The sequence below is a fragment of the Stieleria sp. JC731 genome (assembly GCF_020966635.1).
Lineage (GTDB): Bacteria > Planctomycetota > Planctomycetia > Pirellulales > Pirellulaceae > Stieleria.
In genome coordinates, this window is the sequence record NZ_JAJKFQ010000003.1 from 12,198 (window position 1) to 30,778 (window position 18,581).

An 18,581-nucleotide genomic window follows, 5' to 3' on the forward strand; every position below is an offset into this window, starting at 1 on the left:
AGGTATTAGTATCAAGGCTACACTATGATCAACTCCGTCGAAGAGCTGGCTCGTGAAATCGGGCAGGCCAAGCAAAACCATGACTTAGAACGACTTGTCGAGCTCGAAAGCTGTTTTGTCCAGACGAAAGAGGCTGGGCCATTGCCGCTGGCGCCTCATATTGAGCTGGACCCTAAGAAGGTCAAAACCGCTGGCATTGCCGAAGAATCTGAACGTGTATTGGGACTGGCCAACGCGGTCGCCAAGGCAAAGCGAAAGATTTGGTTTCAGCGGCAGAAATGGACGAATTTTCGCAGACCGGTGATTGTCAGCGAAGGCGATAGCTGGTTCCAGTATCCCGTTCGGCTTGACGATGTCATCGATGTCTTGATGGATGATCATTTAATCTTGTCGCTTGGCGCGGCTGGTGATCTGCTCAGCAACATGTTGTCCGATGGAGAGTATCTGAGAGCTATCGGCGAAGAAAACGCAGATATATTTTTGATTAGTGGCGGTGGCAACGACATGCTACATGGTGGGCGTTTGGCGACCTTCTTGCGTCCCTATCAAGACGGTGATGACGCCGCATCTTTGCTACGTCCCGACCGTTGGAGTCAATTCCGGACAGAGCTGCGAAGCAACTATGCGACGATCTTTAATTCGGTTGCCATACAATTCCCACACGTAAAGACGTTCTGTCATGGATACGATTATCCCATTGCTCGGGATGGCGGCAAATGGCTTGGCGGCCCGTTGGCATCACGCGGTGTTCCAAAGGAACTTTGGAATGATGTGATCAAGATTTTGATCGATCAGTTGAATGAAATTTTGATCGAGTTAGCTGCGGGATCGCGGGGAAAAGTCATTCATGTCAATTGTCGTAACGTCGTTGGCCCCAGCACGAACAGTTGGTATGACGAGCTGCACCCAAAAGATCCCGGATACAAAAAGGTTGCCAATCGATTTGCTCAATCAATACGTTCATCACTTCAGAGTCATCCGCCGGCGACTGAACTGGCAAGCGATACCGTTGCACAAGCCGATTTAAAGACGCCCACAACGCCGAAGCTGCCACCGGTCGTTGCGCAACAGTTTTTAGCGCGGCAACAAGATTTGAGACTGCCTAAGCAGTTTAATCTTCGTGACAAAGCATCGACCTATGTCGCGACGGAGGCGATTATCGATCACGGGCGGTCGAAGGTCGGTCCTCTGTTGCGGCCTGCGCCATCCACCGCCGTTCCCCAAGATTCATCAGAACCAGTCGGTATGAAACCGGAGGACGTCGGAAGTCCCAAGATGGATGACGCGGCGTTGATTTCTGCGAAGATTCGGATGACGGTCGATAGCGTCCTTGAACAAGGGCGTTTGCCAGACACCGGTCTGGGAGCCGAGCCAAGTGAGGCGGATCAGCACCCAACGGACGCGGATTTGCTACGTCAATCTCCATGTTCCTCTTTGGACGCTTGGCAAGCTCATCTGCGAGCCGACCCGACTGCGATTGAGTCCTATAACGACTATGTCGAAGTCCGTCGAGAATTTGATCGAGAGGAATCGGTCAGTCGGATTGAGACGCGCATGGAGCTACTTCCAGAAAGCGATCTGTTTTTCCAAGAACGCATTATTGGTGCGTCAAATTTGGAACAGATCAATTTCTTATCGCGAGGCGAACGCGCTGCGCGAACTGTGGGGCGACTCTCGGTCATCACTGAATATGGGATTCCGGCCGGAACCGGGTCTGGATTTTTGGTCGGTCCGGGATTGTTGCTGACCAATCATCATGTCATCGCAACGATCGAACGCGCCGGATCGGGAAGCTACGTTCTGTTTGACTACGAGTACGACGCTGACAATCGACTGAAAAATTCAGAGCGATTTGATCTCACAAAGGAGTTGTTCTTCACCGACAAAGATCTCGACTTCACATTCGTTTCGGTGGCTCCGACTGGTAGCCGCGGCAACAGAATCGAAGACTATGGCCGGATGAAATTGATCCGAGAGAGTGGCAAAGCACTGAAGGGTGAAGAGGTTTCGATCATTCAGCACCCCGAGGGACTGCCAAAGCAGATCGCGATCCGCGAAAGTACCGTCGTCGGTCGCAAAGACGCCTTTGTCTATTACTACGCCGATACCAATCGGGGATCGTCAGGTTCGCCGGTTGTTAACGATCAGTGGTTCCCGGTCGCACTCCATCACCGCAGTGTTCCTGACTATTACAAGCCATGTGAATACGTCGCGAACCGCGGGATTCGAATTAGCGAGATCTACAAAAGGCTGGAAACGCTTGCCGACGCTGGTAGCGACATGTGCCGGCGTATCATCGATCGATTGGAGACCGATCCGGTTAACTCAACGACCGTTACGACGTCGACGAATTCGTTTGATTCTGCAGTCGTTGAGAGATTCGTCGAGCCATATCATGAACTGCCATACGACAACCGAGGCGGATACGATGATGAATTTCTCGGTCGACGCGTTCGTATGCCGATGGTGACCGATCCGGATGGTGTTGCCGCACCTCGCATTGATGGGGCGACACAAAAGTATCTTTTGACCTATGAACACTTTTCGCTGGTGATGCACAAGCACCGGCGTATGGCCATATTTACTGCGTCAAATGTCGATGCGTCGCCAGCGAAAAAGCGTCCTGAACCTGGGAAAGGCTACAGCCGCAAGGCATTGGGCGGATTGGGCCCAAACGACCGAGAGAAATGGTTTGAAGATCCACGAATCGCGTCGAATCATCAGTTACCAGATCGGTTCTTCGAAAAGGACGACGGCGCTTTTGATAAAGGGCATTTAACGATGCGGGCTGATGTCGCGTGGGGTAACGATTATTCCGAAGTCCGGCGAGCCAATGGAGATACATTTCACACAACGAACTGCTCACCTCAAGTCGCCGAATTCAATCGAGCTATTTTTGGGTTTCACGGCCTTTGGGGTGAGCTCGAGGAGATCGTGATGAAACAGGCGGCCGACGAAAAGTTGTGCGTGTTTGCCGGACCGATCCTGAGTAGTAGCGATCAGTCGTTTCGCGGAAAAGACAGCTCGGGTGAAGTGCTAATTCAGGTGCCGTCTGCGTATTGGAAAGTCATCGTTGCCAGAACCGATAGTGGACTAGAGTCATTCGCATTCATTCTTGAACAAGACCTATCGGACACGCCACTAGAATTTTCGTTATCTGCCGAATGGAAACGGCGTCGCGTGAAGGTAAAAGAAGTCGAAGACCGAGCAAAGTTCTTCAAATTTCCAAGTGAAGTCCACGACGCTGACGGAGCGTAAGCGTCGCATCCGGCTTGTGTTCATAAATGCCGAGTCGAAGGCGACTCGGCACTCTACCGGTCGTTGAATCAGAAACTTTCGAAGGGTTGCACATTCGAGCGGTTTGCGAAACGAACTACTTGATCGGCTGGTCAGCGTCCCTCGATTGTGGATTCAAATGTTTTGCGGTCTAAAATCTTTGGCGGTTCGCTTGTTAGGAAGAAGAAGACGACAGAGATAATTGCGACCGTGGTTAAAATGCCGGCCAGCATGATCAAGTAGCGGATGATCGATGCGGTCAATGCTTTGGGTTTGCGAGGCAGCGGTTTGCGATCAAGCTTCTCCGCTTTCGAGAGATCGTACTCCGGTGGCGTTTCGACATGGTTGAGCAATTCTTTTGCTCGATCACTTGCCTGTTCCGAATCAGGATTCGCTGATGGGGCGATCACTTGCCCGACGGGTTGGTGCAGGCGTTTGTCGATGGCATCTCGTAGTGGCGGTAAGATCCAGTTCATCGACAGGATCTTTGACTTGCTGACCGCATATCGACGCATTTCAACGAGTAGCTCAACCAGTTCAGGCGGAGCACCTTGCACCCCGCGCAGATCCAGTGGAACACGGCGTGTGTGTTTATCGATTTCTTGTGTCAGTGTTGATCTCAATAAGGTCACGTCCATTCCATCGAACCAATCGATCCGGACTGGAGCTTCGCCGGACAAACGGTCCATGTGCTTATCCAAACGCGACATCCGAGCTGGCCTCGCGGAAATGAATTTTCTGACAACTGCATCACTGACGTGCTTTGACCACGAGGCGATCTGTTTGCGAACGCCAGCGGTAAGACCTGGGAACTCGAAAGCCCAGCGTGGTTTAGACCGTACCTGTGAAAAGGTAATCAGGTGCCCCTCTGTCGGCTGCGCGTTGTGGTCCGACCGAAAACTGATTCATCGAAACTTCAAAAGCACCAAACAGGCTGTTCATCAGATCTGAACAGAGTGAGTCGAACTGTATGACTCTCAATACGTGCGTACAGTTAGACACGACGAAGTTGACGCGTCAGAACTGAATCCAACGCGGACAGAGGTTGGCTCGGATATTGAATCGAGTCGGTATGGTTTCAAGTCAAGTCGGCAAGCGATGCACATGGAATTGTTCTTCTGCCAAGGTCTCGGTAGCCAAGTCGAGAACATGTTCGTGGTGTGTGAACATCAAAACCTGAGTCTTGGCCGATAGGTTTGAGAAAAGCTTCAAACCCGCAGCCGCTCTCTCGTCATCGAGCTGAATGAGGCAGTCGTCAACGATCACAGGAAACTTTCGACCGCTGGACAATTGATGTTCGATCGATGCGAGTCGCATTGCCAAGAACACCGAATCACGCGTCCCGTCGCTCATCAATTCCACCGGGACCGTCTGCTCAATTCCGTTTTCGGATTGCTGAACGCCAACGAGCGCCCAGCGATCTTTGTCGTCGTATTCCGGGCGGAGTCCCTTGTACTTGCCCAGGGTCAATTGCGAGAACGCATCGCAGGCAATTTTCAGAACGGGGCTTTCGTTCGCGCGTCGGTAGTGATCAATCGACTGTCGCATGATCATCGAAGCGACTCGCAGCCGAGCCCATTGCTCGGCGTGGTGGCTGATTCGACCGAGAGCCATTTGAAGATCCTGGTTCAGGATCGCTGCACGGTCGCTACCGTCGATTCTGTCGCGGTCGTTTTTCAATGCCCCAATATTTTGATCGACCTCGGTCCGCAGTTTTGAAAGTTCCTCAACCTGAGCAGACAGCTTCTCCATCGTATCGGTGATTTCGATCGGATCGAAAGATTCGACTTCGATAGCGAACTCTTCTGGATTGTTGCTGCCGGCCATCGAAATCAGTTCGCGATTACTTTGATCAAAGTCCTGTTGTGCGGAACGTTTTGCGGCGGCCTTTTGTTCTACATCGGGAAGGTCGTCAACACTCGCCACGCCAGCTTCATCACAGAGCTGTTTCAGGATCGTTGAAGCTTCTTGCAAGGCTTCGTTGGCTTGGGCCAACTTCGTTTCGATTTCTTTGATTCGATCAACCGTTCGCTTTAACTCGGCGTCTGCTTCACGCGCGGCCTGCAGTCGCTCATAAAGTGATTTAGCAGTTTGACCTGACGACATCGCATCGTCGGCTTCGTGTTCCACTAGGTTGGCTATCGTGATGACCCGCTGGTCAAACTCTTTTTGCTCACGCGAGAGAGCTTCAATGCGTTCGGCTGTGTTGTCACGCTCACGTTTTTGTTGGAACAGCTCGGTGATCTTTTTGATCTTCGCGTTGACCACAGATGGTGTTGCGGACGATTCGCGAACGATATTCGCCGTCGCTTGCTGCCATTGTTCCTCCCATTGCTGTCGATTGGTGCGGCAGCTCTCGAACTTTGACTGTGCCGCAGGGATCGCGGCAGCCAATTCATCGCGTTTGGTCTGCAATTGATTCCGCCGAATCCAAGCACTCTGTAGTTCGCCTTTGAGACCGATGGCGGCATCATGCAGTGATTCGAACTCCATTGCGTCGATGTCGATTGAGTTTTCGCTGGCTTGTTCAATCGTTTGACGCTGCGACCATGCGAGAGCTAGCGCATTGGAAAGCCGCGTGGACATCCGCCGAATTTTCTCTTCGTTCTGTGCGAACAAGGATTCGGCTTGGCTGAGTGAAGTTAGCTTTTCGACGAGTCCTTGGTGCCGATTGACCCATTGACGCATTTCGGAGACTGTTCCGGGAGCGACGCCTCGGTCCTGCCACAACGCTTCCCACCGGATGGTGACTTCTTGGAGTTCGTCGATGATTCCTTCTAAGTCATCGCTCAGTTTTGCCGCTTCGTCGGACAACTGGGCAATCTCGTTACGAATCGAATCCGCTTTCACAACCTTTTCTTGTTGATGCCGCAATGTATCGACCATCTGATCTGACTTGCGGATTTCGTTGCGGGTTTTTTGAGCGGACTCCAGACGTTCTTCGTCGGTTTTTGCTGCGATCCAGCGGTCCACCATTTGATCACGCAGTTCACGTGACTGTGCCAGTTCCTGCTCGGTCGGCAGGGCATGTTCGGTTTGCAGCTGGGTTAGTTCGGCCTCAAGTGTCTGGCGGCGTTTTAATAGTGAGGAACGTTGGTCTTTTAGTTGATCGATGCGGCGGTGGCATTGACCAAATGTTTCATCGCAGTCGTCGATCTGTTGTGGCGAAGGCGGCGTGAAAGTCTTGATGTCTTCAAAGGTTTGCTTTCCGAGTCCCAGTGCGACAGCAATCTGTTGACACTCCGAACGGCCCGATTCTAGGTCGGTCTTTCGTTGGTCTTGCGCCGCAAGGATTTCTCGCGGAGGACCGATCTCACCGAGGACGGTTTCGAGCGTTTTTGGGTCCGAAGTGGTTGGAGTTTGCTCCAATTCTTCGTCCAGTTCATCAAGTTCGCGTTTCAACGTCCGTACGTGTTCGCCAGCGTCTTGCTCGAGTTGGCGGAGCACTTCCGCGTTTGCAGCGAGCTCACTGATGCGAGTGTGTGCGGCGTCGGAGATTTGAAGTTGTTTGATCGCTTCTTCAAGTTCGGCGATCCCGGCGTCTTCTGCGATTTCGATATCGAGGTCGGTGAGCGATCGCCGCAACTGTCTATCATGATCAGCAAGGACGCGTTTAAGTCCGGTGCGTTCGGTTTCGGCCGCCTGACGGCTGGCGACATCCAAAAACAAAGCGACGACCGATTCGGCATTGTCCAAAATCGCAGCGTCTGGCGTTAATTGCACCTGCTTATCTTTGGCTAGCTGCAGCTCTGATTGCAGTTCTTCAGAACGTTTGCGATGAGAGACGCAGTTGGCGTTTGCTTCGCGTCGACGCGCGGTGAAGTCTTCATCGAGAGCAGGAACGCTTCCCAATTCGTCCAAACGTTTTTGCGCATGCCGCCAAAGTGGGACGACTTTGCAAGCCGACGAAAACGCTTTGTAACGCAAAAGCTGTAGTCGGATATCGGAGATCTGGACGTTAACTTCGACGGACTTTCGTTCTGCCTGTTCGATCTGTTCGCAAAGGGTCCGGTACTGGGCCGGTGGCCTTTGAAGTTCTTTGATCTCGCCCCGCTTGCTTTCCAAATCGGAAATCGCGGCATTCAAAACAGTCTTACGTGCTCGCGCGGCAAACAGCTCACGTTCTTCGTTTTCAAGCTGTGAAAGAATGGCACGAAGTTTTCCTACGCCGGCACCTGCGGCGAATAGGATTTCGCCCAATTCACCTTGGGATTCTAGAATCGCTTTGCCACCTTCGATTAATTGTTCATGTGACAGTGCGAATCGGTGGTGAAACGTGGCTTCGTCGATGCCGCCTAACGCGAGAGTCAGTTCCTCGTCCTTGAGCGCGGTTTTTCCATCGGCACCAAGGATCGTATTTTGGCGGCCTTTACGGCGAATGAATTGGAGACGCTTGTCTTCACCGGTATGCAGCGTCGCACCGATCCGAAGTTTGGCATTGTTGTGAAGATAATTATCTGTTGTGACCGTCGGGAAACCGAACAGCAACGCCGTGATGGCACGTAGGCATGTCGACTTGCCCGATTCATTCGGCCCGTAGACAACATGAAATTGGTGGGGACCAGCGGAGAGATTGATCTCGTGATCGGTAAAACTTCCGAAGGCCAGTAGATCAAGTTTTTCGATATACATTTCAGACACGCTCGCCTCTCACTGATCACTTTGAATTCGGGCGTGGACTTCAGCCGCTGCGGAATCAACCAAGTTGACGACCCATTGTGGGTCATCAATGGGAAGTGCTGCCATCATCGAATCGGGACGCAGTTCGCTGGGAAGTTTCCTGATGAGTTCGTCCAATTCCGCAACAATGGTGTCTTTCGAATCTGGAGACTCTCGTAGCTGTGACAACACTTCTTGGACGCTTTGCATTGGACCGTCGAGGTCAACGGTCGATTGGTCTGTTGGCAATTCGGTGCGAACGCGAACGTCTTCAAGCCACAACTGCTCGCGAGCAACTGCGATACAAATTGCCTGAAGTTCACTGCGTAAACTAGATTCGCTGCGCAATAGCTCGGGTGACAGATTCGTCTGTCCGACCAATCTCGCTCGCGTGATCACCAAACGTGATTCGGCGGCCAAGAGTGCTTGTTTGATCTGAGATTCGAAATGATCGAGTATCTCGTCGCGGTGTTTCAGGTGCGTCACATCGATGATGCATTCGTGCCAGCGAAGGACATCGCAGGAGTGAAAATCGTAGGTGCATTTCTGTCGGTCATCGACATCGATAATCACGCAGCCTTTGGCTCCTGTTTCATTGATATGTCGGCCTTGAAGGTTACCCGGAAAAACGATTGGGGCACCGTCGGCGAGAGCGTGGTCGTTGCGGGTGTGGATGTGGCCCAGGGCCCAATAGTCATAGGCTTTGTCGGTCAGTTCACGTGGGGTGCACGGTGCGTAGTTGGCGTGTTGCGTGTTCCCTTCCAACCCGGTGTGCAACATTCCGATGTTAAACATCCCGTTGATCGGATCGGGATACTTTGCGGCCATATTTCCGTTTTCTGCACGACGGGCGAACGATTGCCCATGAACCGCAATTCCCAAGTCATCAAGTACGCGAGTTTCGGCGTGTTTTTCGGATAGAAAGGGATGACCGATATACTTCAGTTTGGGAAGCGGAAGAGACGAAGTCATCTGGTTCGCGGCGTCGTGGTTTCCACGGATCACGAGCAGCGGGATTCGAGCGTTATACAAACGAGTCGCCTGAGCGACGAAGGCCAAGCCGGTGTTTTGATCCGTCCAGTCGCCGTCATAAAGATCACCCGCAATCAAAACTAAGTCGACATCCTGTTCGATCGCCAGCGTGGTCATGGCTTCCAATGCACGTCGGCTGGCACCACGGATTTGATCAACCGGCGCGTTGTCGTAGCGATCCAGTTTTTGAAGTGGACTATCCAAGTGGATGTCCGCGGCGTGAAGAATCTTGCGTGTATTCAATTCGCTATTTTGGGGTACAGATGAGAAAGGCGAAGCGTGTATTCGCCATCGGGGCAGCTTTATTCGTGGGGTGTGCGTTATCGATGCAGGCTGCGGATCACATGCTCATTTCATCAAAGTCATTGGCGGCAAAGGCAAACAATCGTCTCGGGCGTCTGGCTACGTGAACCACGCAAGTTCATCTGGCTTTTGCTGAAGAGTGAAAATGCGTCCTCGCCTTCTATGGTTGCGTTTTAGCCAATCCAGGCGGTGTTGATCCAAATTCTCAAGTCAGCGGTGTCTCCGTAGCAGTATCTCAGAACATGGGTGGGGCGGTAGTACGGCTAGGGTATGACGCACCATACTTTATGGGACTTCGGCGACGGCAGTGAATTTGGGTAAGCAGGGTATCGCTATCGCGACGGTTTATCCGCATACCAGTCAGATTCGCCTTTTTCGAACAGCACCGATTCGCCGTCTCCCAAATGGCTGTCGGTGCCCAAGGCGGCATGGATCAACGCCGCCATCGTCTTGGATTCCGTTTTAGATGGATGAGTGACCATGTACAGGGACTGCCGTGCACGCGTGATTGCGACGTACATCAAACACAGCGTTTCGGTAATTTTGGCGGCGGAGTGTTTGCCGAATGCCTGTCGCCATTGCGGGTCTAGGAAGTGCCAAGCTTCCTTGTTTAAGAATCGTGACAGCGCGCGAGGCGGTTGACCGATGGTCGGTGCATCAGCGAGGTAAAGGGGAGGTTGCCCGGAAAGGCTGCCATCGAGTTCCGGAAGAATTACCGCGTCAAACTCGAGACCTTTGGACTGGTGGACTGTCATCACACGGACCGGTGCCGCTTGAGGCCGTTCGATGCGTTTTTCCCGTACCATTCGCACGAAGTCGCGGACTCGGGGAGTGGCGTTGGGTTCAAAGTTGATGGTCAACTGCGTGAGTTGTTTTAATCGCTGAAGATCTCGCGCATCGCAGTGCGGTGCGATCAAACCCGCCAGTTTTCGAACCGTTCGCGCAAGACCCAGTTCGGTCAGTAATTCACGAACTTGGTTGGGTTCCAGGTTTTTTAGTTCTGTGACAGGCGAGCTTTGCACATGGTATTTCCAGCGTCCGTCACCGGGATGCTCGCTCATCATCAAAGCAGACAGGACGAGTTCAACAGCGGCGGAATCGACCAATGGGTTTCCGCCTTCTTGGCTGACGTCCACGCCACGTGACTGCAAAATGAAAATCAGATTGGCGACCGCGCGATTGGTTCGAGTCAACACGCCGATACTTTTATCGGGAGCGGATTGATTGAGTTGAACGATCTGTTCGGCGGCAAGTTCAAAGCAAGCTGCTGTTTTGGGAGCAGACTTTGGCCCCGCGATTTTCTGGCAGGTTTCAAATCGGACGTAGCCGGGAAGGTTTTCTTTGAACGCGACATGGGTTGGGAAATCGCTTGCGAATTTACGAATGGCTTCAGCCTCGTAAGTTGCTTTTTCCGTTTCCAGCGGGTCTTCGGGCGGATCGGCGATTTCGTGACGAGTCAGGTTTTTGAATACGTCATTGACGAAGTCCATAATGACGGGACTGCTGCGGAAACTGGTGTTCTGTTCGATCGATTTGACACCAGGGATTTCGTCGTCCACAGCATTAAAGATCTCTGCAACTCCGCCTCGCCATCCATAGATTGCCTGCTTTGTATCACCGACGCAGAAGAACGAACGCGCAATCGCATCTTCAGCAGATGATTGTTGATCGACGGTCTGGTCTGAACTGCGTAGTGCCAAGGGACGCAAGACTTGCCATTGGGCTGGCGAGGTGTCTTGGAACTCATCGAGCAGCAAGTGATCAATCGCCCCGTCCATCCGTCGGTTCAACGTTTGGTAGTCGACGGAACCAAAGAAGTTTGCAAGACGGATCGCAATGTCGTCAAAGCCCAATGTGCGATTGGCTTGTTTCAATTGCGTGATCGTGCCGTTATAGAACGCAAGTATTTCGCCGGTTGCTTCGTTTTGGGCGTGCAAACGGGACAGCATCCTGCTTCTGACCGCAGCGTAAAGTGCGCCGAGGGCAGTGTCCAAGCCGTCGGGCAAAGCTGACCGGCCAAATTTTACGGGTTCACCGCAAGCCTTCGCCTTGGCGTAGTTATGGATCAATCGTTCGTTGCCCAACGAGTCGTACTCGCCTTGTTCCATCAAATCGGAGACATCGTCAAGCTTTTTGCGGATGGACTTTTGCGGAGGCTCGGCACATCGAAATGTCGCGATCGCCTGTTGCATAATCTTGTCATCAGGGGCCGTTGGTGCGTCGACTTGTTGCCAGGCGTCGGTGGCCGCGCGACGAGAAAGTTGATAAGCACCGGTAACGACCGAATCCAGCTCACGAACGACGGAACGTTTCGTTTCGCCTTTGCTAAGCATCGAAAGCAATGTCGAAAGCTCCGACGGTTTTAGCGACGCGATGACCGAATCGATCGCGCGTTCGCGAAGCCAGACCTCTTCGATTTCGTCAGTCAAACGCCAAGCGGGAGGCAATTCCAATTCAAAGGGAAAGGACTTGGCCAGTTGTGTGAACAAACTGTCGAGTGTGCAAATCCTAAGTCGATGGATGTGCGACACCAGCTTCTTGACCAGCTGCAGGCACGTATTTCGCTGCAGCGTCTTAATACCGACTTGTTGTCGAAGGTCATTGAGCGCGGCTTCGTTTTCGGGGTCGCCTGCGTTGGCGAGGGTCAGCAGAATTCGATCTAGAATTTCGCCTGCAGCTTTACGAGTAAACGTCGTCGCGAGGACCGATTGTGGTGCGGCGCCTTGAAGCAGGATCTGCATCATCCGCGCCGACAATCGATAGGTCTTTCCTGTGCCTGCCGATGCACGCACTAGCATCGGTGGCAATCGCCCGTCATGGAAAATGTCTTTCGCTTGCTGCGTCTCTTGAACTACTTTGGCAGTCATACTCCGACCTCCTCGTCATCCATCCGTGAAAGCATTCGTGTCGGAACGCCGGTCTGCAAAATCATTTCATAGTCATCGTACAGCACCATCTCCTCGGTCGGCTCGAACTTGCACGCGAATATGTTTCGGATGCAGTCTCGGATCAATTCGCTTGCCGCATCAAGTTGCTCTGTTGAAAAGCTAGCCAAGTTGATTTTCGTTTCTTCTTCTTTGTCGCTGACATTGAAGTATCCGAGTTCGACTTCGTCACGCGGGACTTCGATTCCCAAGTACGGGATCATTTCACGATAAAGAGGCAACTGCAAATCGATCCAGTTGTCTTTTCCTGATTCGCCTTTGCGGCGAAGGTGTTTCTTTTCTGGGGGGCTGCCATGCGTTTTGTAATCAAGGATGGCCCAACGATTCAGTTCGGGATGGAAATCAATTCGATCGAAGCGACCTTTGAGTCCCATCTTCTTGCCATCGACTTCGATCGCGGCACCCATCGAGGGATTTACCGAAGCTTCTGTAGCATGAATTTGCCAGCCTTCGCCAATCCGCTTGGCCTGCGATTGGGCGACGAATTTTAGTCGCCGCTGTGCTTGGCTGATTTGCATTTGGACCGCACTGCGGACCTTCGAACCGTACCGTTGTTTGGCATAGTCTTCCAAATGATGAAGTAATGCGTCATAGATGCGCGATTCGGATGTTTCGCCTTTGTCTTTGGAGAGCCCAAAGTTTTCCAAGGCGCCATGGACGAGGTCACCGAATTGATTGGCGGCCAGTTCCCCAGACGCGTCATCGAGAGGTTTTAAGCCCAGAACATGACGCAGGTAGAAACGATAGGGACATTCCAGATACGATTTGAATGCGGTCACACTCATCGAATCGATTGGGCATTCGCTGACGTCAACAACAGGCACACCCAGGTCCGAAACGCTTCGTGGTTGGTGTGATCCAAATGGGTTGGTGGTTGGTGGAGCGTGCGTGCCCAGCAGAAGCCGAATTCGTCGTGCAACCGCTTCGGCGGGCGCGGCCGACAGCAGGCGGCTAGGTGGTGTTGGCGAACCATCGGCCGCATTTGATCCGACAACAAATCTGACATGATCCCGCGAGTGAAGGATCAGATGCATCGCATAGATGTCACGCGCGTAGCGTCGATCGTTGTCAGCCAGTCGTAATTCGCTGCGAAGTGATCCAGGCAGAAACGGATCGTTGGTTACCGCGCCTGGAACGAAGGGGTGATTAAATCCTACGACGATCAGGGCGGGTGCGTCATCCATCGCGAGGTCCAGCCAACCGTGAAGGTTGATCGGAGGTTCAACATCCGAATCAGGACGCTCCATGGAAACCCTCAAGTCGGCCAATCGTGCAGAGATGGTTTCCAAAGCCATCGCGGGGCTGACGTTGACATCCAGCCGCCCGTTCAATTCCGTGAATCGCAGCAACAGCTCATCGACCTTTTTGGCCGCCTGATCGGTCAGTTGCCGATGCGGCAACAACGATTGCTGCGTCGGAGCGACCTCTGGTGCAAATGTCTCCGACTGCGGTAGATCGTTTTCATCGTTCTGATCCGTCGGTGACGTCTGCGAAGATGAGTAGACGTCGTGTAACCAGTCGCGAAGTCGCTCGCTCCAAACGCTAATGGGAGACGATTGCTCGATGGGCGGACGCCGCGTCTTTCTGGCTCTGCCGGTGATCAATTCCGGTGCGCTATCGGCAAGCAGATTGGGCGGCAAAAAAGAGTGCAGCCACTGGACAACACGGTCACGAACGTCGATCGCAACAGGGTGCGACTTGATCGCAAACGCGGGCAATGAATCGGCGACATCGATCGGAAAATGGTCGGCCAGAAGTTTGTCGATGTCGATTAGGAAGTCTTTCTTCGATTCGGATTGTTTCGAAATCCAAGCATGCACGTCGTGGTGCCGAACGAACGCGGAAAGAGACTGCCAAGTTGGACGGGCGACAAGCCGGGTCAGAAGCTGAATCAGTTTTCCAGGCCCCGTTTGTGCGACGGTCCACCCCGCATGCCTGTAACTGGAAAGTGAATTGTCTTCCAGTTCGATCTCGACCGGAGCCAATTGTGAATGGTCTGTTAGACCGACCGTGATTTGTTTTTTCGAATAGGTCTGACAAAGTTGGCGGACAAGGTCGGCTGCGACCAACGACTGATCAGAGATATCGCCACTGGCGACCAACTGGTTGTCGTGCAGCGGAAGTTCATCATGGAGAAACGCTTCGGTTTTGATGCGCCCAAGATGATCAAAGTCATGTTCTCGTTTCTGCGGAGCCGCGATCAGAACGGTGACTTCGCCTTCGGCCTCCTTGACCATGGCCGCGATCGATTCGTTTAGGTCACTTGTCCCGATCAATACAAGAGATTGATGAAAACGGATGCGACGTTTTTTGATCGCCAGCTGCCTTTGCTGAAAGGGATCGGAAAGACCAGCTCGCGACAATTCACCAAGATAGGTTTCGTGAAGAGTTTGCAGCAGTTCCCAGCGTACACGTTCGGCTGGCGTATGTACCTTATCGAGTACGTCAGCGAACTCGACGTTGTGGGACGCCAAGTCAGTTGAAAGACGCCGCAGGGTACCTGCAATTTCCAACCAGGGTGCGAACGAATCCGATTCTGGCAAGGTCGGCATCAACGGTGCCAGCTTCTCGTCGGGTTGCTTTTGCAGCACACGAGCCCACGCGAGCGTTTGTTCGAACTCGATCGCGATCGGCTTTTCAGGTTCGTAGAGCCTTTCGGGCAGTTCACCTGCCGTGATGATTTTGGGTGGGGAATATCTCAGTCCGTCCTGCAGGGCTACACCACGCAACAATTCGTCCAAACGGACTGCGGTCTGCGTGGTCGGAAGGACACACAAACGATTGCCTAGATCGAGTGATTTGCCGACTCGGAATTGGTCCACGAGCCACTGTGCAGCAGTCGTGGGCAGGGGACGATCCCAACCGAGGAAATATTTTTGAAACAAAAGGTCTCGGAACAGTTCCATTGCCACTGACCTTGTTCCCCCATCAAATTGAGCGTGTTAAATAATTGTTCTTCCGCAAAGCATCGGCTGATACGCCAGTGTTCGAATCGCGGCAAACCCGTTGAATGTGGTCGTGGCGAGTCTTAAAGATGCTTGCTGTTTGCCTGTAGCGGATCGGAATCATCCGGGCTGATGCCGAACCGCATCGTCGCGGCAATACGAAGAACGGATCGTTTGAAAGCGTTTTCGGCGTTGAAGCGGACACATTAGGTCCGAATCTTATCCGGATCGGTCATCAATCGTGAACGGGTGGCGAACGAAAACGACGTCAGCGATGGATCAAGAGCCAAATTCGAAAGGGATGCGAGTTGATTTCCCGCGGTGCTCAGTCCCACATGCAATGCTGCGAAACACGAACAGAAATGCCAAGGGATGTGGGGATCGGATGCCGAGGCGGCTATCGGACAGGATTTTCAGAATCATCCGCGATTTCCGAGATCGCTTTAAGGCGGGTAAACCGTATAATTCCCAGGGTGGTGCACCAGGATGTACTGTCGGAGGCGGATAGTCGAGTGACAGGCAATTGATCAAGTCAACCAGCTGACGAGATCGAGAGTTCGATAAGTCGAATAGGATTCGTATCGGCGTGGTGCTATCGCCCTGAACCGCAACCTTCCGACGCTTAGGCTCTTGGGCCAATAGGCGAATTGTATCCCGCGACACGATGCAAGCGTTCGACCTCGATTCGCAAAATCCACAAGGACCACTCGACAGCCCACCGGCGGACCATTGGTCGGTTCCGGTTGGCAGGATTGCGGGGATACGCCTGTACGTCAGTTACAGTGTTTTCTTTACCCTCGCGATCCTCGCCGTCTTAATCACGACGGTTCAATATCGACAAGGCGAGGCGGACTTGCCGGTGATCGCGACTGCTGCGATCGCGTTTTGGATGACCGGTTGGCTCGTGCAGTTACTGGTATTCTTCTTTTGTCAGCTGTCCTCGATTGCTCGAAGTGACGTTCTGACGATTGGAATCCTCGGCGTCGAAGTTGGGTATCCATTGTCGCGGCCGATTTGCTGGAGCGCGATGACCAATGTGCTTGTCTCCGCAACATGCTTTGCCGGCTTGCTGATCTTCGGAGTTGGCTGTCTTGCCGTGCACATGTACGGACAAGGGTTGCCTCTGTCTAGCTATTCAGTCTGGATGGAGACGTTGCGAACGCCAGGATTCGGTTTAGGGTCAATCAAGAATATTTATCTGACAGCTACATGGTTGTTCTGGTGCCAAGCTGTATGTCAGACCTATCCGATGCCTCGTTGTCTAGGGCGTGGCGCGATGGTTTCCGCATTGGTGTTATTTGCGGCGGAATCAGGCGAGGATTTCAAGCTAAAGCTGGTTCGCCGAACGATTCAGCTGGTTTCCATCATCACGATCATGATCGCGTTATCGGTCATGCTGGTGGAGCCTAAAGAGAACGTGGCGCGATGGCCGGTGCTCGTTGTGCTGTCTTTGTTGCTATGGCAGTCGTCGGGGCGTCGAGACTTGTTGGCTTGGATTCGGTCAGTCGAGGTCGCTCGATTTGATCAATCAGATAGTCCGGTTTTGAGCCTGGAGGACTTTCATACCAATCAGAAGCCACAGCCTGGGATCGTTGGCAAGACTTTGGAATCCGTTCGGATGCATCGCAAACGAAAGCGGGCGATCGCGGTTCTGCAAAAGGAACGTGAAGAAGCTGTTGATGCAGCTAGGCTTGACGAAATCCTTGAAATTGTCAGCCAGCATGGGACCGATGCTTTGTCTCCAGAAGATCGCGCGGTGCTCGAGCGCGTCAGCGTGATGCTACGAAAAAGCCGCCAGCCGGATTCACCCGATGGCGGCTCTGAAAATTAGTGGTGTTCTGAAGCAGCAGCTTTAAACGGGCCGGAGATTGAATGGGCGAATGAACCATGATCCAGTCGCCCACCACCTTCATTGCCCTGCCGATTGGTAGGCAGAGCAATCCTGCGAGAGCGTCTAGCGGCGAGCGCGATAAGGTGTCAGCTGACCGCCTCCGCCAAGCGGCGACAATTGGTTGATGGGCTCTTCGTGGCTGACCGGCTTCAACAGTGCTGGCGAGGAAATCGGCCGCAGATTTGACGCCGGTCGAAGTCCGCTTCCGATCGGTTTGGCAGAGCTTGGCCGTTCGAACGACGATGACCGGACGCCGACTGGACGAACAGGTCGATAGGGTTGACGCAGGTTTCGAGCATCTTCGCTGAACGGGTCATCCAAGTTGTTCAGCTCTTCGTCCAAAATGTCAAAAGGTGACTTTTCGGGTTGAGGCGTTGCAGGTGGTGTTGCCGACTCGGCTGGCGGAGTCGCCGGTTCGTTGAAAATGCTATCCAGGTCGTCGCTAGGCGTCGGAATGCTGGGCGTTGTGTTTGGCGAATCGTTCATTTCAGGTAACGGCAAAGCCGAATCCGGCATCGCAGGGTCTGGCAAAGCTGGATCACCAAACGGTGTTTCGGGGAGCATCGTTTCCGGTTCGGTCGGTTCCGGCAGAACTTCTTGAGGCGCAATTTGCAGCGGCGCCGGTGGTTCGGGCGTCGAAGGCGTAATCTTCGGAGGCAATGTTTCGGCCGGTTCCGGCATCGTCTGGCTTGGCTGCGGTACAGATTCGGCAGCAGGCGGTTCCACAGTATTCGGTTCGCTATCGATGATCCGTGGAGGTGTCGGACGCAAGTTAGGCTCGGTCGACGGTGGATCTTCGGAGGGAACCTCGGTTGGTGGAACGCTTGGCAGCGATGGTGCTGCGGAGTGTTGCTTTGGCGATGCGGGAATTTGCAACGGCTTCAGCGGCGCTGCTTCACCGGGAACGCTCGGGATCATTTCCACGGGATACGCATGCGAGTGACTGACGCCGCACTTGCACGCTTTTGCAGCCGGGACGCATTTGCACTTATCCAGTCCCAATGTTTTCTCGATCCCGCCAGCAAACTTGTCCAGCGTCGCAAACAGTGGATTGTGAGGGCGACGTGGGCCGCACGAATCGCAGCCGGCATCGTCGCAACCAGCAGCTGTAAATAGCTCCGTATGGCCAAGCCCGCAGGAGCCACAATCGCAAAGGCCCGCACCGCAGGACGGTTCGTACGTATCGCATGGCGTATCGGCGTGTACCGTCGGCATGGCCAAACCGCCTAAGAATCCCGCGGTGAGTCCTAGGGTTTTGCACCACTGTCGGAAAGGAGTCGACTGCCGTGTGCCGCGATCGAATAGCTTGCTTTGCAATTCGCGTCGGCGAAGTAAAGGACGGGATGCTTGATACATTCGATAACCTCGAAATAGATGACGTTTCCGCGAAGGCTTATCGACGTCCGAGACTCAGGCTCAGCAAAAGAAACGGAACTTCCGGAATACAGTTTGCATCTTGCCCCGTTTAACAGGGGGGCGGCGTCGTGCACCGGCCGGTTTTCCGGTAAATCGTTCCGAAATGTCTGTGTC

8 protein-coding genes are annotated in these 18,581 nt (G+C 53.3%); 2 read left to right on the forward strand and 6 right to left on the reverse strand.

Features of this window, described 5'->3' with window-relative positions; all coding sequences use genetic code 11:
- The first annotated feature begins 24 nt into the window (after positions 1-24).
- Positions 25-3,258, forward strand: coding sequence for a DNA/RNA non-specific endonuclease (locus LOC67_RS10890; protein WP_230262629.1), 3,234 nt, complete (start codon positions 25-27; stop codon positions 3,256-3,258).
- A 131-nt stretch (positions 3,259-3,389) separates the two neighbouring features.
- Here the strand turns inward: LOC67_RS10890 and LOC67_RS10895 are convergent, their stop codons facing one another.
- From LOC67_RS10895 to LOC67_RS10915, 5 genes are all read right to left on the reverse strand, one after another.
- Positions 3,390-3,965, reverse strand: coding sequence for a hypothetical protein (locus LOC67_RS10895; RefSeq protein WP_230262630.1), 576 nt, complete (start codon positions 3,963-3,965; stop codon positions 3,390-3,392).
- 394 nt (positions 3,966-4,359) lie between these two features.
- Positions 4,360-7,908: a YhaN family protein gene (locus LOC67_RS10900; RefSeq protein WP_230262711.1), complete on the reverse strand. Its 3,549-nt coding sequence runs from the start codon at positions 7,906-7,908 to the stop codon at positions 4,360-4,362.
- A gap of 18 nt (positions 7,909-7,926) precedes the next feature.
- Positions 7,927-9,210 carry an exonuclease SbcCD subunit D gene (locus LOC67_RS10905; RefSeq protein WP_230262631.1) on the reverse strand — a complete coding sequence of 428 codons (1,284 nt, stop codon included), beginning with the start codon at positions 9,208-9,210 and terminating at the stop codon, positions 7,927-7,929.
- 392 nt (positions 9,211-9,602) lie between these two features.
- Positions 9,603-12,137: a UvrD-helicase domain-containing protein gene (locus tag LOC67_RS10910; RefSeq protein ID WP_230262632.1), complete on the reverse strand. Its 2,535-nt coding sequence runs from the start codon at positions 12,135-12,137 to the stop codon at positions 9,603-9,605.
- Positions 12,134-15,121, reverse strand: coding sequence for a PD-(D/E)XK nuclease family protein (locus LOC67_RS10915; protein WP_230262633.1), 2,988 nt, complete (start codon positions 15,119-15,121; stop codon positions 12,134-12,136). The genes LOC67_RS10910 and LOC67_RS10915 overlap by 4 nt, the downstream gene beginning before the upstream one ends.
- Positions 15,122-15,824: 703 nt before the next feature.
- Between LOC67_RS10915 and LOC67_RS10920 the strand changes: the two genes are divergently transcribed.
- The gene (locus LOC67_RS10920) at positions 15,825-16,991 is read left to right on the forward strand and encodes a hypothetical protein (protein WP_230262634.1); all 1,167 of its coding nucleotides are present in this window, start codon (positions 15,825-15,827) and stop codon (positions 16,989-16,991) included.
- A gap of 123 nt (positions 16,992-17,114) precedes the next feature.
- Here the strand turns inward: LOC67_RS10920 and LOC67_RS10925 are convergent, their stop codons facing one another.
- On the reverse strand, positions 17,115-18,407 hold the full coding sequence (locus tag LOC67_RS10925; RefSeq protein WP_230262635.1) for a hypothetical protein: 1,293 nt from the start codon (positions 18,405-18,407) through the stop codon (positions 17,115-17,117).
- Between the last annotated feature and the right edge of the window lie 174 nt (positions 18,408-18,581).